General features: G+C 56.9%; 22 protein-coding genes. 10 read left to right on the top strand and 12 right to left on the bottom strand.

Features of this window, described 5'->3' with window-relative positions; all coding sequences use genetic code 11:
- Positions 1 to 166 precede the first annotated feature (166 nt).
- Together rhaS and rhaR are read left to right on the top strand one after the other, a co-directional pair.
- Positions 167 to 988: an HTH-type transcriptional activator RhaS gene (gene rhaS, locus HP564_RS12720; protein ID WP_371243559.1), complete on the top strand. Its 822-nt coding sequence runs from the start codon at positions 167 to 169 to the stop codon at positions 986 to 988.
- Between the two features lie 12 nt (positions 989 to 1,000).
- A complete protein-coding gene (gene rhaR, locus HP564_RS12725) occupies positions 1,001 to 1,873 on the top strand; it encodes an HTH-type transcriptional activator RhaR (RefSeq protein WP_371243840.1) in 873 nt (290 codons plus the stop codon).
- Between the two features lie 79 nt (positions 1,874 to 1,952).
- On the opposite strand, the gene rhaT is transcribed toward rhaR, so the two are convergent.
- A complete protein-coding gene (gene rhaT, locus HP564_RS12730) occupies positions 1,953 to 2,987 on the bottom strand; it encodes an L-rhamnose/proton symporter RhaT (RefSeq protein ID WP_371243561.1) in 1,035 nt (344 codons plus the stop codon).
- Positions 2,988 to 3,051: 64 nt separating this feature from the next.
- Between rhaT and HP564_RS12735 the strand changes: the two genes are divergently transcribed.
- The 3 genes from HP564_RS12735 (at position 3,052) to HP564_RS12745 (ending at position 3,788) form a co-directional block, all read left to right on the top strand.
- The gene (locus HP564_RS12735; RefSeq protein WP_371243563.1) at positions 3,052 to 3,273 is read left to right on the top strand and encodes a hypothetical protein; all 222 of its coding nucleotides are present in this window, start codon (positions 3,052 to 3,054) and stop codon (positions 3,271 to 3,273) included.
- Between the two features lie 71 nt (positions 3,274 to 3,344).
- Positions 3,345 to 3,668 (top strand): hypothetical protein, encoded by a 324-nt coding sequence (locus HP564_RS12740; RefSeq protein ID WP_371243565.1) that lies wholly within the window; start codon positions 3,345 to 3,347, stop codon positions 3,666 to 3,668.
- Positions 3,669 to 3,689: 21 nt separating this feature from the next.
- Entirely contained in the window at positions 3,690 to 3,788 is a 99-nt protein-coding gene (locus tag HP564_RS12745) for a YoaK family small membrane protein (RefSeq protein WP_371243567.1), read from the top strand.
- A gap of 1 nt (position 3,789) precedes the next feature.
- Here the strand turns inward: HP564_RS12745 and HP564_RS12750 are convergent, their stop codons facing one another.
- A complete protein-coding gene (locus tag HP564_RS12750; RefSeq protein ID WP_371243569.1) occupies positions 3,790 to 4,056 on the bottom strand; it encodes a DksA/TraR family C4-type zinc finger protein in 267 nt (88 codons plus the stop codon).
- A gap of 242 nt (positions 4,057 to 4,298) precedes the next feature.
- On the opposite strand from HP564_RS12750, the gene aldA reads away from it, so the two are divergent.
- The gene (gene aldA / locus HP564_RS12755) at positions 4,299 to 5,738 is read left to right on the top strand and encodes an aldehyde dehydrogenase (RefSeq protein WP_371243571.1); all 1,440 of its coding nucleotides are present in this window, start codon (positions 4,299 to 4,301) and stop codon (positions 5,736 to 5,738) included.
- Between the two features lie 158 nt (positions 5,739 to 5,896).
- Here the strand turns inward: aldA and HP564_RS12760 are convergent, their stop codons facing one another.
- Entirely contained in the window at positions 5,897 to 7,171 is a 1,275-nt protein-coding gene (locus tag HP564_RS12760) for an MFS transporter (protein WP_371243573.1), read from the bottom strand.
- Positions 7,168 to 8,589 carry a M20 family metallopeptidase gene (locus tag HP564_RS12765; protein WP_371243575.1) on the bottom strand — a complete coding sequence of 474 codons (1,422 nt, stop codon included), beginning with the start codon at positions 8,587 to 8,589 and terminating at the stop codon, positions 7,168 to 7,170. Before HP564_RS12765 ends, HP564_RS12760 begins: the two co-directional genes overlap by 4 nt.
- Before the next feature lie 154 nt (positions 8,590 to 8,743).
- On the opposite strand from HP564_RS12765, the gene HP564_RS12770 reads away from it, so the two are divergent.
- Positions 8,744 to 9,649 (top strand): LysR family transcriptional regulator, encoded by a 906-nt coding sequence (locus HP564_RS12770; RefSeq protein WP_371243576.1) that lies wholly within the window; start codon positions 8,744 to 8,746, stop codon positions 9,647 to 9,649.
- Here the strand turns inward: HP564_RS12770 and HP564_RS12775 are convergent, their stop codons facing one another.
- Entirely contained in the window at positions 9,650 to 11,239 is a 1,590-nt protein-coding gene (locus tag HP564_RS12775) for an ABC transporter substrate-binding protein (protein ID WP_371243842.1), read from the bottom strand.
- A gap of 120 nt (positions 11,240 to 11,359) precedes the next feature.
- Between HP564_RS12775 and pepT the strand changes: the two genes are divergently transcribed.
- Positions 11,360 to 12,586, top strand: a complete 1,227-nt coding sequence (gene pepT / locus HP564_RS12780; protein ID WP_371243578.1) for a peptidase T — start codon at positions 11,360 to 11,362, stop codon at positions 12,584 to 12,586.
- A gap of 81 nt (positions 12,587 to 12,667) precedes the next feature.
- Here the strand turns inward: pepT and HP564_RS12785 are convergent, their stop codons facing one another.
- Entirely contained in the window at positions 12,668 to 13,447 is a 780-nt protein-coding gene (locus HP564_RS12785) for a transporter substrate-binding domain-containing protein (RefSeq protein ID WP_371243580.1), read from the bottom strand.
- A 17-nt stretch (positions 13,448 to 13,464) separates the two neighbouring features.
- Positions 13,465 to 14,625: a methionine aminotransferase gene (locus HP564_RS12790; RefSeq protein WP_371243582.1), complete on the bottom strand. Its 1,161-nt coding sequence runs from the start codon at positions 14,623 to 14,625 to the stop codon at positions 13,465 to 13,467.
- Between the two features lie 130 nt (positions 14,626 to 14,755).
- Between HP564_RS12790 and HP564_RS12795 the strand changes: the two genes are divergently transcribed.
- Positions 14,756 to 15,595, top strand: coding sequence for a LysR substrate-binding domain-containing protein (locus tag HP564_RS12795; RefSeq protein ID WP_371243584.1), 840 nt, complete (start codon positions 14,756 to 14,758; stop codon positions 15,593 to 15,595).
- Here the strand turns inward: HP564_RS12795 and HP564_RS12800 are convergent.
- The 4 genes from HP564_RS12800 to HP564_RS12815 all read right to left on the bottom strand — a co-directional run bounded on the left by HP564_RS12800 (position 15,592) and on the right by HP564_RS12815 (position 21,798).
- Positions 15,592 to 17,238, bottom strand: coding sequence for a methyl-accepting chemotaxis protein (locus HP564_RS12800; RefSeq protein WP_371243585.1), 1,647 nt, complete (start codon positions 17,236 to 17,238; stop codon positions 15,592 to 15,594). The two genes, HP564_RS12795 and HP564_RS12800, sit on opposite strands and share 4 nt — an antisense overlap.
- 196 nt (positions 17,239 to 17,434) lie before the next feature.
- A complete protein-coding gene (locus HP564_RS12805) occupies positions 17,435 to 18,952 on the bottom strand; it encodes a carboxylesterase/lipase family protein (protein WP_371243587.1) in 1,518 nt (505 codons plus the stop codon).
- Positions 18,953 to 19,050: 98 nt separating this feature from the next.
- The gene (locus HP564_RS12810; protein ID WP_371243589.1) at positions 19,051 to 20,394 is read right to left on the bottom strand and encodes a VOC family protein; all 1,344 of its coding nucleotides are present in this window, start codon (positions 20,392 to 20,394) and stop codon (positions 19,051 to 19,053) included.
- Positions 20,395 to 20,463: 69 nt separating this feature from the next.
- Positions 20,464 to 21,798, bottom strand: coding sequence for an MFS transporter (locus tag HP564_RS12815; RefSeq protein ID WP_371243591.1), 1,335 nt, complete (start codon positions 21,796 to 21,798; stop codon positions 20,464 to 20,466).
- Positions 21,799 to 22,122: 324 nt separating this feature from the next.
- Between HP564_RS12815 and HP564_RS12820 the strand changes: the two genes are divergently transcribed.
- Entirely contained in the window at positions 22,123 to 23,043 is a 921-nt protein-coding gene (locus HP564_RS12820) for a LysR substrate-binding domain-containing protein (protein WP_371243593.1), read from the top strand.
- Here the strand turns inward: HP564_RS12820 and smrA are convergent.
- Positions 23,040 to 23,606, bottom strand: coding sequence for a DNA endonuclease SmrA (gene smrA / locus HP564_RS12825; protein WP_371243595.1), 567 nt, complete (start codon positions 23,604 to 23,606; stop codon positions 23,040 to 23,042). The two genes, HP564_RS12820 and smrA, sit on opposite strands and share 4 nt — an antisense overlap.
- Positions 23,607 to 23,629: the final 23 nt, after the last annotated feature.

Below are 23,629 nucleotides of genomic sequence, written 5' to 3' on the forward strand. Positions count from 1 at the left end.
AGAGGTGGAAAGGCAGCAGTTGTGAGCGTGGCCGCAATTCTGTTAACTGGTGGGAATATCTTGAATAAAAAGCAAATTTCCTGCGGCTGGCAGTTGAAAATTCAAGGTCACCCATCGGCACGCTGGGTAGACTCGGTCAGACCACTGTTCACCGCTCGAGGCTACTATGACGATCTTACACAGCGCCGATTTCTTCCCTGAGGGCGATTACACCATTGCCATTGAACCGCGCGTGCCGCAACAGGCCTTTCCTGAACATCACCATGATTTTCACGAGATCGTTCTGGTGGAACAGGGAGCAGGAATTCACGTCTTTAATGGCCAGCCACAAACGCTTTGCGCGGGCTGTGTCTGTTTTGTGCGCGATCACGATCGTCACCTCTATGAGCAGACGGAAAATTTGTGCCTGACGAATGTGCTGTATCGCAGCCCTGCTGCTTTTCGTTTCCTTTCCGGCTTACAGGCCTTATTGCCCCGTGAAGAAGAGGGAAACTATGCGTCGCACTGGCGCATCAATAATAAAGTGATGACGCAGGCGCTGGATGTAGTGGCGAAGATGCGTCAGGATGAAAGCTGGTCGCTGGAAAAGCAGGCGCGTCAGGAGCAACTTTTTTTGCAGCTGCTGGTGTTGCTGCGCGAAGCGTGTCGCAACGAACATGCGCAGGATCAGGAAGCCCGGCTACATCGTCTGCTCGACTGGCTTAACGATCACTACAGTGAAGAGGTGGTATGGGAGGCACTGGCCGATCGCTTCTCGCTGTCGCTGCGCACGCTGCACCGCCAGATGAAGCAGCAAACGGGCAGTACGCCGCAGCGCTATCTGAACCGACTGCGTTTACTACACGCGCGACATCTGCTACGCCACAGCGATATGCGCATTACCGATATCGCGTTCCAGTGCGGTTTTGGCGACAGCAATCACTTTTCTACTCTGTTCCGGCGTGAATTTGGCTGCGCGCCACGCGCGGAGCGCCAGCAAATGATGTAAAAGGAGCTAATGATGTCGCTGATCCTGCGCCGGGAGGATTATTTTCCCGCTCCCAGTCTGCCGGTAGCCGTGGCGGAACGCATGCCACAACCCTCTTTTCCTGCTCACCAGCATGATTTCAGCGAGATTGTCATTGTCTGGCGCGGTAATGGCCTGCATCTCCTTAACGAGCGCCCCTGGCTGATTACCTGCGGTGATGTTTTCTATATTCGCGATCGGGATTGTCACAGCTATGACAGCGTCAATGACCTGGTGCTCGACAATATTCTCTACTGCCGCGATCGTTTTGGTCTTGCCCTCGACTGGGCTCAGCTACTGCCTCCGCAGGGTGAAAACGCGCCAGGCGGCTGGCGGCTGACCACGCGCGGCATGGCGCTGGCGCGTGGTGTTATCAGCCAGCTGGAGCGCGAAAGCCGCAAAAGCGATCCCCTTTCGGTTCAGCTCTCTGAAGCGCTGTTTTTGCAGCTGGCGCTTATTCTCCGTCGCCATGGCTATGCATCAGATCGTCCCTGGGCGCTGCCTGAAGGCGAACAGCTCGATCTTCTGATGTCCGCATTGCAGGGTGCCATTGCGCGTCCTTTCGATCTGGCAGCGTTTTGCCAGCAGAATGCGTTAAACGAGCGCGCGCTGAAGCAGCTTTTTCGCCAGCAAACCGGCATGACGGTGGGACATTATTTACGTCAGCTGCAGCTCTGCCAGGCCAAACATCTGCTGCGTACCCAGGACTGCCTGATTAGCGAAGTGGCAGCGCGCTGCGGCTTTGACGACAGCAATTATTTTTCTGTGGTGTTTACGCGCGACACCGGGATAACGCCCAGCGCATGGCGTCAGCGGTTTGTGCCACAGCGGGCCGGAAGCACGGCGCAGGATAAAGCATCGTCATAAAAAAAGCCTGCATGCAGGCTTCTTAAATGTTTGCTCAGCAGTCTCGGCGGATAAAGCGCGCGCAGAGATGAGAAAGGCGCTATGCGGCCAGCCCAAGCCCCACGATATTGGCTGCGATGATAATCACTACACAGCCGACAGAGAGCACGCTCACCGGACGGCGTCCCGCCGACGTCCACTCTTTCATCAGTAGCCCAACCAGCCCACCGCACAACACATAAAGACTCATATGCAGCATCCAGCTGACATAGTCATATTGCGGCGGAATACTGGCATGGCCCCAGGCATAAAAAAAGAATTGCAGATACCACATGGTACCGCCCAGTACCGCAAAGGCCAGGTTGGCCAGCAGCAGCGGCTTCGCCACCGAAAGATCCTGTCGCAGTGACAGGCCAGGCTTCAGCGCCAGACGGATAAAACAGAACGCCAGGTTCACCAGGGCGCCCCCGCCCATGATTACCACGTAGCTTGGTAGCGCGACGTAAAGCGGATTGATACCCATCTGCGCCGCTGCTTCATGCATCGGCTTTGCCGCCTCCATGGCAAAGGACATACCCGCCGAGAAAATGCCGCACAGCACGGCCAGTACCAGCCCTTTCTTCAGGTTAAATTCTTCCGCGTGAATCCCCAGCGCACGCTCCTTCAACAGACCTGCACGCGAAACGATTGCCACCCCGACCAGCGCTACCGCAACGCCGAGAAGCGTCAACCGCCCGCCAGTTGAGGCAAACAGTTCGCTAAAACGTCCCTGAATCAGCGGGGTCATCAACGTTCCAACCACCAGCGTGATGCCAATAGCAATACCGATCCCCATCGACATACCGAGGTAGCGCATCGTCAGCCCATAATTGATATTACCCACGCCCCACATGGCGCCAAACAAAAATACCGGCAGCAACTGACTGATACTAAAACGGCCATAATAGGCCCAGAAATCGGGCAGCAGACAGGCACTCACGGCCCACGGCAAAATCAGCCACGACATTAACCCACCTACCGACCACATGGTTTCCCATGACCACTTTTTAACCTGTTTGAATGGCGCGTAGAAGCACGCGGCACTGGCAGCACCGACGAAATGCCAGAAGATACCTGCGATAATGGCACTGTTCATTGTTATTCCTTGCGTAGGGTGGAGGCTAACAGGAAGAGGTCTCCTGATTAGCAGGCAGTCTACAGTGCGCCTGAAGACCCAGGCCTTTGAATGGCTGCCGATGGCAAGAGCAAAATGGCAATATCCACCAGAAAATCCTTTTTCGGATCACATTTTTAACTTTGTCAGACTGACAGCACAAAAAAAATTATTAAGTTGCTTATTATTCAGGTTTTTTTGGCAAATTGCCGAGGCAGGCAGCACATTTTTAAGCGGGTTGTCACTGTTTGCAGGCGGAAGGCAGTGAAGCAAAGATTGCTTCACTAATCGTCGTTAACGCCGTATAAAACGGAGAAAATTGTTAATGCAGGGGGTGAGATGACGGCAAAATGGCTAACCGTTTTTTTAACGCGCTCAGTCAGTCGCGTTATGCTGGACGACCTGCGTGCCATCCTGCCTTCCGACGCGCTAAAAATTTTTCTTAACGGGCTGGAAGACGATCGCTACGCGACGCTGGAGTGCCAGCAGGCGGAAGAGAATTGTGCGCTGATTGCCTCTGCAATGGTGGTCTGGCGTCAGTTGGGACAGGTGCACACCATCATTTATAAAAAGGGAGAGGTCATGCGTGATGTGAGTGATGCCAGCCAGTTTCAATTATTCAGCATGCTCAGGACGCACCGTGCCGTAATGCAGGTCGCCTGACGCTATTAATATGAGGTGTTTATGAAGTGGGGAATGGCGTTTCCAGTTGCCATCATTGTCGCTGGCGTGGGTTTTCTGGCATGGTTTATCAGCAGCGGACTCGCCATGCCAGGTTCCTGAACTAACGCAGCTGGCTGTCTTTACTGCCGCGTCGGTTAAACAGCGTGCTGCCTTTCATTTCTTTATCGTGCGCCTGCTGGCAGGCAAGACAGTAGCGCACGCCAGGCACTGCATCCCGACGAGCCTGAGGGATCGGCTCCCCGCACTCTTCGCAGAATTCAGCGCTCTCGCCCTTGCTCATCGTGCCACGCACGCGGGCGATTTCATCGTTAACCGTACTTTCGATCTGTTCCTGCACGGCGCCGTCTGACGCCCAACCGCTAGCCATAACATCCTCCTCATGCTTACTGAAAGTGTTGGCCCAAAATCCGTTTTGCGCAATGCAGAGGAGATATGCGGCCTCAGTCAGAACATTACAACCGTTTTTCGTCACTCCCCCCCTCCAGTCTCTGTTTATTTGCCAGCAGCGCCCAGCGGATGGCATTCAGGTTAAGGTGTCAGGCGAGGTTTTGTTTCACGCTGCATTTATAAAACATCTTATTAACACTCCCTGCATCAGAGGTTCAGCAAATGACAACAGAACTTAAACACTTCATCAACGGCGAGTTTATTGCGCACCAGAGTGACAGGTGGATTGACGTAATAAATCCGGCCACTGAAGCGCTGCTGGCACGCATACCTGAAGGCAGCGCTCAGGAAGCGAGCCGCGCAATCGACGCGGCCGAGGCGGCACAGCCTGCCTGGGAGGCGCTGCCTGCCGTTGAACGCGGGTGCTGGCTGCGCAAGCTGGCAGCCGCTGTGCGTCAGCGCGAGGCTGAACTGACTGCTACGATCGTTGCAGAAGGTGGTAAAACGCACGGGCTGGCGCAGACCGAAGTGCGCTTCACGGCCGATTATATGGAGTATATGGCCGAATGGGCGCGTCGCTATGAGGGCGAGATCCTGAACAGCGATCGCCCTGACGAAAATATTCTGGTATTCAGGAAAGCGATTGGCGTCACCACCGGCATTCTGCCATGGAACTTCCCCTTCTTTCTGATTGCGCGCAAAGCGGCCCCTGCCCTGGTCACAGGCAATACGATTGTGATTAAGCCGAGCGAGCTGACGCCGCTGAATGCCGCTATCTTTGCCGAGATCGTGCAGCAGGTCGGCCTGCCCAAAGGAGTGATCAACATCGTTTATGGCTATGGCCCAGAGATTGGCCAGGAGCTGGCGTCCAGTCCTAAAGTCGGTCTGGTGAGCCTGACCGGCAGCGTTGGCGCGGGTGTAGCCACCATGCAGGCCGCCGCCAGAAACGTTACCAACGTCTCGCTGGAGCTGGGTGGCAAAGCGCCCGCTATCGTTATGGAGGATGCTGACATCGATTTAGCGGTAAAAGCGATCGTTAGCTCACGCGTGATCAATAGCGGACAGGTGTGCAACTGCGCGGAGCGGGTTTATGTGCAGGAAAGCATTTATGATCGCTTTATGAGTGCCTTAACAGCGGCGTTCAAAGCGGTAAAATTTGGCGACCCTGCCGAACAGCGCGATCTTGATATGGGGCCGCTGATTACGGCCGCGGCGCTGGCGCGCGTGGAAAAAAAAGTGGCAGAGGCGATTGCCGCGGGCGCTAACGTGGTGCTGGGCGGCAAACGCGCCGGGAATAAAGGCTTCTTTTTCGAGCCGACCATCATTACGAACGTCCGCCAGGATATGGCGATCATGCGCGAAGAGATTTTTGGGCCTGTGCTGCCCGTAATGACCTTCAGCACGCTGGACGAAGCCATTGCACTGGCAAACGACTGTGAATATGGCCTGACCTCATCGCTTTACACACAAAACCTGAATACCACGCTGGTCGCGCTGCGTAAGCTAAAGTTTGGCGAAACTTACGTCAACCGCGAGAACTTTGAGGCGATGCAGGGCTTCCATGCTGGCTGGCGCAAGTCGGGTATTGGTGGAGCAGACGGACGTCACGGGCTGGAAGAGTATCTTCAAACCCACGTGGCCTACCTGCAGTTTTCGCTGTGATCAGAGGGCGCGCAGGCAAAAGAGCCCGACAGAAACGGAAAAACCTTGCGCTTTGCGCCCCGGCTTACGCCAGGGGGCCACAGGTTTTTGGGCTGCCGGGTGTGGCTGCCTGCCGCCACCGAGGTTTCACCGATGACCGCCCTTTCGGGCGGTTTTTTCTAGCAGAGGCGCGAGCGGCTGCGCAGCAGCGCCACGGCGCTCAGCAGCGACACCGTCATCAGGTAATAACCTGGCGCCAGACTGGTGCCAGTGGCGTCGATCAGCAGCGTACAGATCAACGGTGCAAAACCACCAAACACCGTCACCGCAACGTTATAGCTGATAGCCATTCCGCTGGCACGGGTGCTGAGCGGAAAGAGATCTGCCATCACTGAGGGTACGGCTGAAAAGTAGATCGATTTCAGCAGCGCCATCCAGCCTACCAGCAGCATCAGCGTCAGCGGCGAGGTGTGGTTTACCATATAGCTGAAGGCCGGACAGATCGTAACCAGTAACAGCAGCAGCGATCCCCACATCAGGGGCACGCGCCCTACGCGCTCGGCCCATAATCCCATGAGCGGTGTCACCACCGTCAGAATCACGCCGGCCAGCAGCGTCGCGCTGAACGCAACGCTTCCCGGCAGATGCAACGTTTTCGTCGCATAGGTCGGTACGTAGTTCAGCATGTAGTTCACCGCGGTTGATATCACCATCAGGCCCACCGCCAGCAGTATCAGCGCCTTCTGATCACCAAACAGCTTGTTCAACGGCGCTTCCGTTCGTTCGGCCTGTACAAAGCTGGCAGCTTCATGGACGTGACGACGAATATAGATCCCCAGCGGGCCGATCAGCAGGCCGAAGGCGAACGGAATACGCCAGCCCCACGCCTGGATCTGCGTCTCGCTGAGTATCTGCGTCAGGCCCAGGCCAAAAGCTGACGCCATCAGCGTGCTGGCCCCCTGAGTGGCAAACTGCCAGCTGGCGATAAAGGCTTTGCGTTCGGGATAGTGCTCCACCAGAAACGCGGTTGAACTACCGAACTCTCCGCCTGCAGAGAAGCCCTGAATCAGTCGCGCCAGCATAATCAGCAGCGGCGCAGCCAGACCCAGGGTGCCATACCCCGGCATAAAGGTGATCATCGCACCGCCCAGCATCATCAGGTTGATAGAGAGCAGCAGCGCCTTTTTACGTCCGTGGCGATCGGCATAGTTGCCCAGCACCACCGCACCAAGCGGCCGGATCAGAAAAGAGATACCAAAGCTGCCAAAGGTCAGCAGCAGCGAAACCGACGCGTCACTGGTGGGAAAAAATGCGTGGGCGATATAGCTGGCGAAGAAGCCGTATACCGCAATATCGAACCACTCAAGCGCGTTGCCGATGCAGGTGGCGAACAGGGTTTTATACAGGCCCGGCTTAGCCTGGACAACGGATGCCGTTTGCGTCAGGCTGCTCATGCACGATCTCCCTGCCAGGCGTGCTGACGCGCCAGCAGTGCTTCCCCCTCCTCGCCCAGCGTCCAGAACAGCCGCGTCATGATCTGCAGGCCTTCGCGAGCCACAGACTTCAGCATATGCTCATTGACGCCATGCTGGCCGCAGGCGGGATAGGAGTGCGGCACCCACAGCGTTGGCAGTCCCAGTATGTCGGAAAAGACCTCATTGGGCAGTGAGCCACCCAGGTTAGGCAACAACGCCGGTTTTTTGCCGCTGCTGGCGGCGAGGCTCTCCAGTGCCCAGGCCACCAGCGGGCTCTGCGGGTCAAGACGCGTTGCAGGTGACCCGCGCAGAAAATCGACCTGTACGTTGTTGAACCCGCTCGCACGCAGGTGCGCATCGACGTGCGAAACCAGATTTTGCCAGTCGGTTCCCACTACAAAACGCAGCTGGCATACCGCGGTGGCGGTGGCGGGTATAGCGTTCATCGGCCGCGCCGGGTTGCCGGCCTCAAACGTCAGCACCTCCAGCGTGTTCCAGCCATAGAGCCGCTCAGCCGCCGTCAGACCCGGTTCCCCCCAGTGAACCGCCAGCGCCGGATCGCCTGGCATTCCCCCCACTTCAATGTCGCTGAGGATGGCGCGTACTGCCGCGCTCAGCGAGTCCGGCTTCAGCGCCTCAACCTGCAATACGCCGTGGGCATTAACCAGAGAGGCAATGGCATTTGCCAGCTGGGTGCCGGGGTTACTCAGCAGCCCGCCCCAGTTGCCAGAGTGGTAAGCGTTGTCACGGGCGTGGATGGTCAGGCGAAAATTAACCGCGCCGCGTGAGCCAAGGAACAGCGTCGGCCGCGGCGCACTGACGCGTGGGCCGTCAGAGGCGATAAAAAGATCGGCACGCAGCAGAGCCTGCTGCTGCTGGCAGAGCGCCGCCAGACCCGGTGAGCTGATCTCTTCGCCCATCTCAAACAGGATTTTGCAGTTAAACCCAAGACGGCCACCGCGCGCATGAAACACCTGCTCCAGCGCGGCAAGATTAACGCAGTGTTGCCCTTTATTGTCTGCGCTGCCGCGACCGTACCAGCGATCGTCCTCTTCCGTCAGCTGCCACGGGTTCAGCCCGTCGCGCCAGTTTTCATCATCGCCAAACACCACGTCGCCGTGCCCGTACATCAGTAGCGTAGGCAGCGCCGACGCTTCGATACGGGTTGCAATCAAAAAGGGGCGATTATCAGCGACCGGATTGTCGATAAAGTGCAGCGTAAAGCCAAGCGCCGCCAGCTGAGGACCAATCTCACCGTGCAGATAGTGGTGCAGCTCGCGGTCGCGATCCTCGCGCTGACTTTCAGTAACACACGCCACGCGGCGCGCCAGAAGCTGCTGAAATTCCCCACTGTCGAAATAGCGCATCGCCTGTTGAACGGCCTGTTGTTCAGTCATGTTTGCCCTGTCGTTTTTATACTGTTGTCGGGCTATCTTTGCCAAAAGTCAGGCGTTGCCACAATAATCAATTTATCGAGATAGCCTTGCTTAAAAAGCAAAGCTACTATGCCCGAAAAAGAAGCACGCACTGATGCAGTGCAGAGGAGAGACGATGCTGAGCAGTGAAATTCGCTATTTTCTTGCCGTGGCGAACAGCGGCTCGCTGAGTGCGGCCAGTGAACAGCTGTTTGTTGCGGTCTCCGCCATCAGCCGTCAGATCCAGCGTCTGGAGGCACAGGTTGGCGCGCCGCTGTTTGAACGTCATGCTCGCGGCATGGTGCTGAACGAAGCGGGCGAAATTTTTGCTCGTCAGGTACGCCAGAGCCAGCTGGATATGGATCACGCACTGGCGGAGATCAAAGGACTCAAGGCGATTCGCCGGACACTAATCCGCATCGCCTGCACCGATGGCATGGCGTTCAGCCTGCTGCCTGAACTGCTGGCGGCGTTTCGCGCCCTTAATCCCGGCGTCTATTTCGCCGTGAACGTAGCGGGATCGCAGGCCGTGGCCGAACAGGTTCGGGCCGGAGAATGTGATGTGGCGTTGCAGTTCAGCCTGCACCCTGAGCGCGGGGTTGAAGTGATGGGGTCCTGGCCCGCGCCGGTGCTGCTGGTCATGCATAAAGATCATCCGCTGGCCCGACAGCCGGTGACGCTGGAGGCGCTCAGCCACTACCCGATGGCGCTGCCGGAGCAGAACACCACGGTGCGTCAGCTGTTCGATCTCGCCTGTCAGATGCGCGGCTGCGTGATTGAGCCGGTGCTGACCTGCGACTATTTTGCCTCGCTTTATCAGTTCCTGCGCAATACCCCAGACGCCATTACCATCAGCAGTGCCTTTACCCTGCTTAACGCTGCCCGACAGGATCTGGTACTGCGCGAAACAGGCGTTGACCAGCTCAGCCAGCGCACGCTGCAACTTCAGCGGGTATCGGGCCGACAGCGCAACGCAGCGCTGTCGCCCTTCCTGACCTTTCTTCAGCTGCGCCTGAATCAGATTGCCTCATCGCTGCCGTGATTACTTTTTGATATCAACCGGATAGAAAATGTGTTTGCCAAAGGGATCGATATCGTAGCCGCTCACCTCTTTGCGCACCGGCTCGAAGATAGTCGAGTGCGCAATCATGACCGCCGGCATCTGGTCATGCATTATCTGCTGCGCCTGAAGATAGAGCGCGGTACGCTTGCCTTTGTCCGGCTCCGCGCGCGCCTCGGTGATTAACGTTTCAAACGGCTGATAGCACCATTTTGAAGCGTTAGAGCCACCCTGGGTAGATTTGCAGCTGTAGAGCGGGCCAAAGAAGTTATCGGGATCGCCGGTTGCGGTAGTCCAGCCCATCAGCGCCGCCTGATGCTCCCCGCTGCGCACGCGCTTCAGGTATTCGCCCCATTCATAGGTGACGATGGTGGCTTTGATCCCTACCTTTGCCCAGTCCGCCTGAATCATCTCCGCCATCCGGCGCGCATTCGGATTATAGGGCCGTGAAACCGGCATCGCCCACAGTGAAATCTCAGTGCCCGGCTTAATACCTGCCTGTTGCAGCAGCGACTTCGCCTTTTCCGGATCGTAGTCGTAATCTTTCAGATCGTTGTTTGCGCTCCAGATGGCGGGTGGCAGGATATTTTTCGCTGCGGTGCCGGTGCCTTTAAAAATCGCATCAATAATGGCAGGTTTGTTAATGGCCATCGCCAGCGCCTGACGCACCTGCACATTATCCATCGGCGGTCTGGTGGTGTTGAAAGCCAGGAAGCCGGTATTCAGACCCGCCTTCTGCATCAGGTTAATCGCACTGTTGCTGCGCATTTTCTCCAGGTCAGCGGGATTGGGAAACGGCATCACCTGGCACTCGCCCTTTTCCAGTTTAGCCAGCCGCACCGAGGCATCGGGGGTAATGCTGAAGACGATACGGTCCAGTTTTGCCCTGCCTGCCCAGTAGTCCGGGAACGCCTTATAGAGAATGCGCGAGTCTTTCTGGTACTGCACCAGCTGGAACGGGCCGGTGCCGATCGGTTCCATATCGACCTTTTCCGGCGTGCCCGCTTTCAGCATCTGGTCGGCATATTCGGCGGAATGGATCGATGCGAAATACCAGCCGAGATCGGCGAGAAAGGGTGATTCGGCATGGCTCAGGTTAAACCGCACGGTATGATCGTCTACGCGGTCAATGCGGGTGATCAGCGTGCTCAGCTCCAGGCTGTCAAAGTTGGCATAGGTGCCGCCAGAGACGTTGTGATAGGGGTTTTTCACATCCATCTGGCGCATAAATGAGAAAATGACGTCATCCGCGTTAAAATCGCGGCTGGGGGTAAAGGCTTTATTGCTCTGAAACTTAACGTTTTTACGCAAGTGAAAGGTGTAGGTTTTCCCGTCCGGACTGATCTCCCAGCTTTCAGCCAGGCCTGGCACCAGCTCAGTGGTGCCATATTTGAAATCCACCAGCCGGTTGAATACCGGCACGGCGCTGGCATCCACGCTGGTTCCCGAGGTGTAGAGCTGTGGGTTAAAATTTTCCGGTGAGCCCTCTGCACAGTAAACCAGCGTCTTTGCGCTGGCAGGGTGCGCCAGCGCCGCCGTCAGCAACGCCAGCATTGCTATCTTCACTTTCATCATTTCCTCACTTTTTATTGACTTCCGTTGGTCAGATTCCCTAAATGATCGCTGCGCTTTATGGATACCACGTTTTCTTAACATAACGAATCCTGCCTGGCAGACAAATAAGGATCAGTGATGACAGCCCTTGCTAATCAGTTAACTCAACGTTTTTTCCGCTATCTGGCGGTGAGCAGTCAGAGCGACGCCAAGTCCACTACTCTGCCCAGCACAGCAAACCAGCACGCTATGGCAGCGCTGCTGGCGCAGGAGCTGACCGCGCTTGGTCTGGATGAGGTCGTGATTGACGCGTTTGCCACGGTAACGGCGGTTAAGCGCGGCACGCGCCGTGAGGCGCCGCGCATTGGCTTTATCACCCATATTGATACCGTTGACGTCGGCCTTTCGCCCCATATTCATCCGCAAATTCTGACCTGGCAAGGCGAGGATCTGTTGCTCAACGCGCAGGAAAATATCTGGCTGCGTCGTAATGAGCATCCAGAAATTGCGCCCTATCTCGGTCAGGAGATTATTTTCAGCGACGGCACCAGCGTGCTTGGCGCGGATAATAAGGCGGCGGTGACGGTAGTGATGACACTGATGGAAAATTTGCAAGGCGATCACGGCGATATCGTGGTGGCTTTTGTGCCAGATGAAGAGATTGGTCTGCGCGGTGCCAAAGCGCTCGATCTGGAAACCCGCTTTAACGTCGATTTTGCCTGGACCATTGACTGCTGCGAACTGGGCGAAGTGGTCTATGAAAATTTTAATGCGGCCTCCGCAGAGATTGTTTTCACCGGCGTGCCGGCCCATCCGATGTCAGCAAAAGGAGTACTGGTTAACCCGCTGCTGATGGCTCACGATTTTATCAGCCTGTTCGATCGTCTGGAGACGCCGGAGCATACCGAGGGGCGCGAAGGCTATATCTGGTTTAACGAGATGCAGGCGGGGGCCAGTCAGGCAACGCTGAAAGCCTCTGTTCGTGATTTTGATCTCGAGGCCTTTACCGCGCGCAAAGCACAGCTAAACCAGGCGGTAGCGGAGATTGCGCAGCGCTATCCCACGGGGAACGTGACAATCGCCATCAGTGATATTTACAGCAACATCAGCAACGCCGTCGGTGAGGATCGTCGTGCCATCGACCTGATATTCACGGCGCTAAAAGCGCTGGACATTGAGCCCAAAGTCATCCCAATGCGCGGCGGCACTGACGGAGCGGCGCTGTCGGCAAAGGGATTACTGACGCCGAACTTTTTTACCGGCGCGCATAATTTCCATTCGCGCTTTGAGTTTTTGCCCATTGAATCGTTTGTGAAGTCGTATCAGGTGGCAGAAAAGCTATGCCTGCTGGCGGCGAAACGCTAACGGCTCGGGTTTACGCAGTCTGCCTTAGCCCTGCCCTCGCAATCCCCCTAAAAAAGCGGCCTTGCAGCCGCCCTTTTATGCTTACTTCTTCACGCTGACATCAATGCCAGGAAAATATTTCTCGGCCAGCTTTTTCACCGTGCCGTCATCCTGAATTTTGACGATGGCCGCATCCAGCGTCTGTTTCAGCTTCGCATCACCCTTGCGCAGGCCGAAACCGATGCCGGTTCCCAGAATCGCGTCATCTTCCACGGCTTTACCGGCGAAGGTAAAGCCCTTGCCCTGCGGTTTATCGAGGAAGCCTGACTGACCCGCAGCAGACATCACCAGCGTGCCGTCGAGGCGGCCCGCAACCATATCGTTATAAACCTGGTTCTGATCCTGGTAGGAGGTCACCGTTACGCCCTGAGACTCCCAGTGTTTTTTGGCATAGGTTTCCTGAATAGAGCCCTGCAACACGCCAATATTTTTGCCCTTCAGCGCATCCGCGGTCGGTTGCAGCTTCTCACCCTCTTTAACAATCAGCATGCTGGGAATGCGGTAAATCGGGTTGGTGAAATCGATGCTTTTCGCCCGCGCTTCGGTAATATTCATTGCCGAGTTAATGGCGTCGAACTTCTTCGCCTGCAACGCCGGGATCAGCGCGTCAAAGCTGCTTTCTACCCAGTGGCACTCTAATTTGGCCGTGGCGCAGATGGCATTGCCCAGATCGATATCAAACCCTTCCAGCTCACCCTTCGCGTTGCGGCTTTCAAACGGCGCATACTGTGACTCCACGCCATAGCGCAGCGTTTCCGCCGCCAGCACGTGCGCTGAACTCATCAGGCCCAGCGCAAGAAAAAGTGCATTCATTTTTTTCATGTTGTTTTCCCCTGAGATTAACCCTTGAGCCGGCAGAGCGCTTCTGCACCACGCTGCAGGGTAAGATCGTCTTTAGCAAAAGAGAGACGAATCACGTTGTTGTCGGTGCCGTCCATATAAAACGCTGAAAGCGGAATGGTTGCCACACCGTGTTCAACGATAAGACGTTTTACCATCTCGCTATCCGGTTCGTCACTGAAATGTCCGTAGCTGGCTAAAACAAAAAAAGAACCGGCACACGGCAGCAGATTAAAGGGTGAATCCTGCAGCAGCGCCACCAGGCGATCGCGCTTCTGCTGATAAAAATCGGAGAGTGACAGATAGTTCTCTGCATGCTGCAAATAGTGGGCAAAACCTATCTGCATCGGCGTATCAGCGGAATACATCATGAACTGGTGTACCTTCACCAGCTCCTCCATCAGTTCTGCGGGTGCCAGGCAGTAGCCCACGCGCCATCCCGTCACGTGAAAGGTTTTGCCAAAGGAGGAGACAATCACGCTGCGCTGTGCCAGCTCCGGATGCGTCGCCATGCCGCAGTGGGGGCGACCGTCAAACACAATATGCTCATAGACCTCATCTGAGAGCACCACGATATCGGTGCCGCGCGTCAGCGCCGCCAGCTGCTCAAGATCCGCAGGCGTCAGCACCTGTGCGCTCGGATTATGCGGCGTATTAATAATTATCATGCGGGTACGCGGCGTTAAAGCCGCGCGCAGTTCACTCCAGTTAATGGCGTAATCAGGAAACTGCAGCTTCAGGCCCACCGGCGTGCCGCCCTGCAGACGCACGACCGGCGCATAGCTATCAAACGCAGGCTCAAAAAAGATGACTTCATCCCCCTGATTCACCAGCGCCGTAATGGCCATATAGATGCCCTGGCTGGCGCTGCCGCTGATCAACACTTCTGTCGCAGGATCGTAATGCTGACCGTATAGCGTCGCCACCTTAGCCGCCAGCGCCTCCTTTAGCGCAGGCCAGCCGGTCATCGGTGCATACTGATTATGTCCTTCGCGCATCGCGCGACTTACCTCTTCAACCAGTATCGGATCGCAGGGAAAGTTAGGCGCGCCCTGCGACAGGTTAATAGCGTGGTGGCGCGCAGAGAGCTGCCCAATGACACTAAATATCGTGGTACCCACATCGGGCAGTTTTGAAGAGAAATTAACGCTGCTTTTCATGGCAACAACTCCTGGCTAACCTGCATAAAAATGTGAACTTATCTTATTTCTATTCAACGGCGCAGCGCTTGAGCCGACAAGCGAATTGTTGTCATAATAGCTATGACTAAAATGCATAGCTGGAGCCTCTGTGTCGCATCCTTTGCCCCTCAACGCCATTCACGCATTCCTGGTAACGGCGCGCCACCTCAACCTCACCCGCGCAGCCGGTGAGCTTTGCGTCACTCAGGGCGCGGTGAGCCGTAAAATTGCGACGCTTGAGCACTACCTTGGCTTTGCGCTGTTTGAACGTCATGCACGCGGACTGCGGCTGACTGTTCAGGGCGCCGCGCTGCTGCCGGAGCTGCAGCAGGGTTTTGAGCAGATGGTCAACGCCACCACTAAGGCCATGCGCCATAACGGCGTTATTCGGCTAAAAGCGCCAACCTGCGCCATGCGCTGGCTGGTGCCGCGGCTGGTGACGCTGGAGCAGCAGCAGCCTGACCTGCACGTTGCCCTGACCACCACGCTGGATCACCACAGCCAGCTGGAGGGTTTTGACGCAGCCATTGTTTACGGTTCAACGCCGTCAGGCGCGATACATCTGTTTGATGAGGCGATAACGCCCGTGATGGCGGCAAATATGAGGGTGCCAGCCACGCCTGACGCACTGGCCGCGATGACCTTTTTGCATCCCACTTGCGATACCCGCGACTGGCAACTGTGGCTGACCGCACAAAACATCACGCTGACAATGGCGCGTAATCAGCACTTCAGCACCATGGATCTGGCTATCAGCGCGGCGATTCAGGGATTTGGCGTAACGGTTGCGGATATTAATCTGGTTGAGAGCGATCTGGCAAACGGCCGTCTGATTGCGCCATTTGCCAGTCGGGTGAAAACCGGGGCGGCCTATAGTCTGTTGCAACGCTCGCCCCACCATGCGCCGCCCTTTCTCTCTGAACTGGCGGCGTGGCTGTCAGGGCACTAGAAGGTCACCCAGTCGCCGTTGCTCTCTGCCATCGGGCGCGGAGCCGCGGCTGAGGCGGCACGCGCTGGCGGGCTGATCGCGCGATCCTGCGTTGACAGACGGAACCGGGCAACCGAGGCCTCCAGCGATTCGGTCTGTCGTGCCAGCGCAGCGGCGGCAGAAGAGACCTCCTCCACCAGCGAGGCATTCTGCTGCGTAACGCTGTCCATCTCTGTCACCGCAACGCCAACCTGCGAAATACCTTTGCTCTGCTCTTCCGACGCAGCGGCAATCTGTTTCATGATGGCATCAACGTCCTGCACCGACTTCAGAATATTATGCATCGTGGCCCCGGTATGACTGACCAGCGTCGCGCCTTTGTCCACGCGCTGGACAGAGTCTTCAATCAGCGCAGCAATCTCTTTTGCCGCGGCCGCGCTGCGCTGCGCCAGATTGCGCACCTCGCTGGCAACAACCGCAAAGCCACGCCCCTGCTCCCCGGCGCGCGCCGCCTCAACGGCCGCGTTTAGCGCCAGTATATTGGTCTGGAAGGCGATGCCGTTTATCACGCTGGTAATCTCTGCAATCTTTTTTGAACTGCCGGAGATACCGTTCATAGTGGTTACGACCTCACTGACCAGCTGGCCGCCCTGCTGCGCCGTTGTCGACGCGGTTGCAGCCAGCAGGCTGGCCTGACGGGCGTTGTCGGCATTGGATTTTACCGTGGCGGTGAGCTGCTCCATGCTGGCTGCGGTCTGCTCCAGCGCCGCCGCCTGTTCTTCGGTGCGTGATGAGAGATCGTTATTGCCCGCAGAGATCTCCGCAGCCCCACGGGCAATATTCTCCGTGCCACCGCGAATGGCGCTGACAGCCTCGCGCAGGCTATCCTGCATCGCGCTGAGTAACGGCACCAGCTTGCCTACGCAGTTGCGGCCAAACGGTGCCATCGACTGGCTGAGATCGCCGTTGGCAATCAGTGCAAAATGGTCGCGAATGCGCTCCAGCGGCTTGACCAGCATTGTGACCAGGTAGCGATCGGTGAATAACAGGATCAGCAGCCCGATAACGACGGCGCTCATCAGCGTGATTTTGGTCAGCGCCATCAGATGATCAACCATAATGCGGGTTTGATCGAGCTTGACCGCTGCCGCCTTATTAAAGCCGTCAGCGCTGGCCCCAAATGCTCGACTCAGGGCGGGGGTGATCTCATTGGCCTGCTGTCGATAGGCTTCCGGCGTCTCCTGCCGCGCCTTCTCCAGCTGCGGCGTCACCCCTTCATCCAGCAGTTTCTGCCAGTTGCTAATGACCTGATCGACAAGCTGTGCGTCCATGGGGCCGGGAGCCATCTGCTTAAACTGAGCCAGCTGCTGCGTCATATTATCCAGCGCCTGCTGAACCGGCTTCCACTCTGCCTCGCCGGGCTGCGCGCCGTTGGCCTTGTTGCCCATCACGCGCGACAGGCGCGTAATGACGCGAAAATACTGATCATTGCCTTTGCTCAGCGTGGTCATCTGATCCACCAGATGACGATCGATCTCATTGCCTTCACTGAGCGCGCCAAGCGAGTGCACGCTGAACCAGCCTACCGCACACCACAGGAGACAAAAAAGACCGAGGATCCAGAGCATGACGGTACGAATAGTGAAATTCTTTAAAATGCGCATAGCCAATTCCTTGACGGTGAGAACCGGGAAGGCCCGATCATCTCGGGCATACTGGCGTTATCGGCAGGGTTCGGGGAAGGTATAGCCTTTTCGTTAGCAAAAAAATCGCTAAAAGCCGCTGCGGGGTTAGAGACTAAGCGCTTAATTCGCTAATCAGCTAAAGCAGTGGTCTGTGCAGCGGACCTGAACTTAGCCGTCAGAGCTTCACCATGCTTCTCATCATCAGGCGAAACAGCCGCAGGCGAGCGCGCATGAAATTGCGTTTCAGCGACAGCGCATTTTTTCCTTTCTCGCCAAACGACAGCGTCAGATCCTCCTCCGGATGCCAGGCGGGCCAGCTTAGCTCGCCTTCAAGACGATGGCTAAACTCCCCCACGTCTCGCGCAAAGGTGAACCAGTAATCGGCCATACGCTGTGATAAAAGGTGATCGGTTTCCGTAAAGGGGCGCCCGATGTCGCCGGGAGTCATTGCCGCCAGGGTATTAAACGCATAGGGCACCTCATTGCCGTGCCAGGCACCATGCGGATAGAGGTCGCGCGAACGCTCCGACACATAGTCGAACCAGTAGCGCCAGCCCGGCATCCCCACGTTGTGCTGCGCGCGCATCAGAATCCACGGCATGACGCTAAAGGCCATATCGCGCGCTGCCGCCCGTCCCAGCAGGCGATCGTCGTGAATATCGTACAGCCATTTCAGCAGCCGATAGCTGAGTGGCCTGCTGGCCCGGAGTTGCCGCATCACCTCGGCGGTATCAACATTGAAGTAGGTCAGCACGCTCGCTTCGTCACTGTTACTGCCCGCTATCAGGGGAATACGATGCTGGCGGGCTGTCATAAAGGTTGTCAGCATTGGCTGCGGTAGCACAGCGTCGCCCGCAATCGGTACCGGACCCTGAGCCAGCGGCGGCGGAAGTGACCAGAAGGCATGGGCCGGCAAGGCGCGTAGCTGCTCTGCGGTGGCATCTTTCAGTCCGAAATGCGCGGCTATCTGTTCGCCTTGTTGCAGAGCCGCGCTGCGTGTCCGGTCGGGCAGGCCGTAGGCGCTCTGCACGATACCTTTGTGAAACAGTCCTTCCGCCAGCGGTGAACAGCAAAGTGACAATATGCTTCGCGCCCCAGAGGATTCACCAAAAAGAGTGACGTTGTCACGATTACCGCCAAATACCGGGATATTCCGCTGCACCCACTGCAGGGCTGCAATCTGATCGAGCAAGGCAAAGTTGTTGACCACGCCGCCGTTGCGATACTCCGCATCCAGAGCGGGATGAGCAAAAAATCCCAGATGGCCGAGGCGGTAGTTTATTGTCACCACCACAGCACCGCGTGCCGCCAGCCTTTTGCCATCATAAGGGGGAAGCGCGCCAGACCCCATTGCAAAACCGCCGCCGTGCAGCCACACCATTACCGGAAGTGGCCGCGACGGTGCGACATCGGGCGTCCAGACATTGAGATAGAGGCAGTCTTCGCTGAGCGGTCCCGGATCGCCGCCGCCAGCGATCTGACAGAGCTCGCGGTTCTGCCAGCTGGCATCGCCAAAGGTGACGGCATCACGCACACCCGGCCAGGGCGCGACTGGCTGCGGCGCGCGCCAGCGCAGCGCGCCTGTGGGTGCAGCGGCAAAGGGGATGCCTTTAAAGACAAAAAGATCATCATCCATACCCCCTCTTAGCTCGCCTTCCGCTGTCATTAGGCGCAGAGGTTGTCTGTTTTTCATTACCTGTTCCCTGATAAAGCGTTACCGCATTATCTACAGGCCGTTAAGATATTGTCTATGTCCTTAGTGCATTTGCAGATTATGCCGAATCGCACCGGTTACGCCTCGCGAATGCCGCAGCGCGCCAGCGACTGCTGCTGCCGCGCCTGGTAGAGCTGCATTTCATCCTGAACCTTTACGCCAAGCGCAGCTTCAAAATCGTGTTTGCTGGCATGGCCAGCGGAGCGTGCCTGCGCCCGATCCCCCAGGTTCGACTGGAAAATGCCGGCGGCGCTTACCGGCAAAAAGTCCTCATAGACGATGGGATCGGCGACAATCCGTCCCTGCGCGATCAGTGACGTCAGGGATTCCCCCGGCTGAGGTGGTTGCGCCTCTCCCTGCTCACTGAGACGGTAGTCAAACCAGGCTAGCCGCTGTTCACGCAGGGTCTGCTCATCATCAGGAAAAGCGCGAAACACCTCAGCCAGGTGCTGCTGATGCTGCTGGTTGTCTGCGCCGGTTCCCGCTTCAGCCAGCAGGCGATCGTAGAGTGCCCGTCCAGCTGGCGTCAGCGCAGCACCGCGCTGTTCAACTTCACCAAAGCGCGCGGTGTGCGTACCCGTCTCACCCTGCTGAAAGATGACCGGCTCTTCAAGCGCTGTGAAGCTGGTCTGGCGAAGCAGAATCGGCACGGCGCGGCGCGGCGGGCCTTCAATCAGTGTCTTCGGGGTGATGCCATGTTCCGGCATCAGCGCCTGGACGCGATCGATGTCCAGCGTACGTGGCGTGAGGTGATTAATGTGGCAGCCGGGGAAACAGACTACATCGGCCACCAGCCGATGCTGCTGACTCAGTGCCTGATAAGTCACGCTATCAACGGTGCTCAGCGTGTGCCAGCGGAAGGTCTCCAGTGCCTCTTTCACAAAAATATCTGCGTCCGCCTCATTCAGTCCACCCCGGTGCTGATGCTGAGCAATCAGTGCCCGACAGCGCGGCGTAAAGATGTCGCGCTGCGCCAGAATGGCAGCGGCTTTTTCACGTAGCTGAGGATTTTCGATCAGCTCCAGGCGCAGCAACGAGGTAAAAACGCGAAAAGGATTGCGACGCAGCGCGGCATCACTGACGGGACGGAATGCGGTGGAGTGAACCGGCACGCCCGCCTGAGAGAGATCGTAATAGCCCACTGGCTCCATTCCCATTACGGCAAACATCTGGCGCAATGTCGCCAGCTCCTGCGGCGTGCCAACGCGGATCGCGCCGTGACGCTCCAGACTGAGGCGCTCAAGCTCGTCGGTAGCGTCTAACCGGGCTTTGAGGGCGGGGTTATCTGTCAGGCTTTGCTGGTTAACCTGATGCACCAGCGCCATCAGCGTGCCGTACTGCGGCACTTCCTGCTGATACATAGCAGACATCGCCTGGGAGAAGCGCGTACGGATGGCGTCCGCGCTGAGGAAGTGATCCATGTTACCTGCTCCTGTCTTGATCGACGTTGCTGCTACTGTAAAGCAACGCGTCATCGGCAGGCGAAAAAGTTATGGATTTGTGATCGGCTTAAAGCCGTAGCGATTTTTCAGTACCAGCATCAGCGTCGTCAACAGCGCCGGGATTGCCAGCAGCAGAAAGATCAGACTAAAGGACCAGCCGAGTGAGAGCATTTCAGCGCCCACAAACGCGCTCAGGATGGCACCGACGCGTCCTACACCGTGCATCCAGCTGGAGCCTGTGGCACGGGCATGGGTTGGGTAGTAACTGGCCGACAGCGCGTTCATACCGGTATTGGCGCCGTTGAAGCAGAAGCCACTACAAAAGGCGATGCCGCTCATGATATCGGCTTCTGCCGGTGAGAAGCCGAGTGCAACAATCGCTACGCCCCCACAGAAATAGATCGCCGCCAGCGACAGGCTGGCGTTGAAGCGGTCCATCAGCCAGCCGGCAAACAGTGAGCCCAGCGTGCCACCCGCCTGATACATGGCGGTAATAATGGCCGCCTCGGTAACCGACATGCCCAGCGTATTAATCAGCGACGGCAGCCAGCTACCAATCAGATAAACCAGAAACAGCCCCATAAAGTAGCTGCCCCATAACATCAGGCTGCCGAACAGGTAACGACGTGAGACCACGGTGGTAATGGCACCCTGCGTCGCTGACGCGGTTTCCTGCGTATGAAACGCACTGTCGGGATGGGTAGCACCCGGCAGCATGCGCTCCAGAATAGCGTGAATGCGCGACGCGGGCGCGCGGCGGCTAATTAAAAACCGCACCGACTCCGGCAACCCGCGCACTAAAAAAGGCAGGACCATAAGCGGCAGGATCCCGCCCACCAGCATCACCGCATGCCAGCTATAGCGTGGCAACAGCCAGGATGCCGCAAAGCCCCCGCTCGCCGCTCCGAAAGTAAAGCCGCAGAACACCACGGTAATAATAAAAGCGCGGCGGCGTTCGGGCGCATACTCAGCGACCAGCGTGCCCACATTAGGCATGGCTGCGCCAAGCCCCAGTCCGGTGAGAAAGCGAAACAGCATCATCTGTTCGATGGTGCTGGCCATAGCGGTTGCGAGCGTCCACAGCCCAAAGAAAAAGACGCTGAGAATGATCATCATGCGTCGACCGTAGCGGTCAGCCAGCGGTCCAGCCAGCATCGCCCCCAGTGCCAGCCCCACCAGTGCAGCGCTAATGACAAGACCAAGCTGATGGTTCGTAACGCCCCAGCTTGCCTTTAGCGTCGGCGCGATAAACCCCATCAGCGCAATATCCATGCCGTCGAGAGCAACGACAATAAAGCAAAGCGCAATCAGACGCTTTTGCCAACGGCTCAGCTCTGACTGATTGATTAACTGGCGGACATCCACTGCCTCGACGCTGGTCACTGCAAACTCCTCACTGCGTTCACTGGATAAGGCATCAGTTTTGGTAAAAAAAACGGCTGCTATGATAGCCGATCGTTAACAATAAGGCGTCTGATTTTTATATGATATTGAGAACTATTCAACATTATGTCGCTAAGTTACTGAAATAACTGCAGGGTTAACAAGCCCGTTTTATAACGCTGATTGAAGCACCTTAAAAAATTTTCAGCCGAATCAAGCATCAATGTACTTTCAGACCTTTTGTTAATATTATTTTGCAACAAAGTTAACAAATCCCAGCTTTAATAGTTGCTGTGGATACTGAAAACTCATTAAGTTGGCGGAATGGACAAAAATATCCTTTTCAATCAGCGCATTCGCTTGCGTCATCTTCATACCTTTGTGGCGGTCGCGCAACAGGGCACGCTGGGTCGGGCCGCAGAAACCCTGAGCCTGAGTCAGCCAGCCCTGTCAAAAACCCTTAATGAGCTGGAGGAGCTGACCGGCGTGCGCCTGTTTGAACGCGGCCGACTCGGTGCGCAGCTGACCACCATGGGCGAACAGTTCCTGATCCATGCGGTTAAGGTGCTTGACGCACTGAATCATGCCGGCCAGAGCATCAGCCTGCCCGCTTCCACGCGCCCGGCAATTATTCGCCTGGGTGCCCTGACCACGGCGGCCATGGGTATGCTGCCGCAGATTCTCGATCGCTTTCACCAGCAGCAGCCGCATACCACGGTTCAGGTCGCTACGCTGCATAACAATGTGCTGCTGGCTGGATTACGTGCCGGGGAATTTGATCTCGGAATCGGTCGCATGGCTGACAGTGAAATGATGGCCGGGCTGACCTATGAGTTACTGTTTCTGGAATCCCTCAAACTCGTCGTTCGCCCTGAGCACCCGCTTTTAGGTGACAACGTCACTCTTTCGCGCGCCATGCAGTGGCCCGTGGTGATCTCTCCTGAAGGCACGGCTCCCCGACGTATTGCGCAACAGATGCTGGATGAACAAGAGTGTCGACTGCCCAGCACCTGCGTTGAAACCTCTTCAACCTCGCTGGCACGCCAGCTGGCGCTGCGTTATGACTATGTATGGTTTGTCCCGTCTGGCGCGATTAAAGAAGATCTGGCGCATAATGCCCTGTGCGCCCTGCCGCTCAGCTCAGCTGGACCGGGCGAGCCGGTTGGCATCATCACCCGCACCGGCGCTCCGCTTAGCCTGAGCGCAGAAATTCTTATGGCTACCATCCGTAAATCCCCTGATTAACGACTGCGTTTGGCGTGACGTTCGCGGTTATCAAGACGCGCTTTTTCAGTTTTACGCAGGCCGACATACATCGCGCCTGCGCCGCCGTGATGCGGCTGCGACATACAAAACGTCTGGACATCGTCAAATTCGCGCAGCCAACGCGCCAGATAGCTGCGCACAATATTGGCATGGGATTCGTTGTCACGCCCTTTGCCATGGATAATCAGCAGATTTCTCAGGCCATCCTTACGCGCCTGACGCATAAAGGTAAACAGCGCCTGACGGCATGTCTCGACCGGCTGGCGCAGCAGGTTCAGGCTGGCATCCAGCTTGTATTCGCCTTTGCGCAGCTTGTCCAGCACGCCCTGCTGAATGCCATCAGCCTTGTATTCCAGTGGTGTGGTGAGGGGGATGATGTCGAGATAGCCGCGTGTCAGAAAGTTTTCATCTGCCACGTCCTCTTCAATGCGACGCGGCGCTTTGGTAGAAGGCGACTTCAGCCATAACGTACTGGCGGTATCTTTCAAAGGAGTGACATCTCCCATGGCATCCCGAAACAGGTCTTCATCGTCAAGGTTCATGGAATTTTCTCACGCCGAATAAA

The organism is Pantoea sp. KPR_PJ (assembly GCF_041386365.1).
Classification (GTDB): domain Bacteria; phylum Pseudomonadota; class Gammaproteobacteria; order Enterobacterales; family Enterobacteriaceae; genus Pantoea.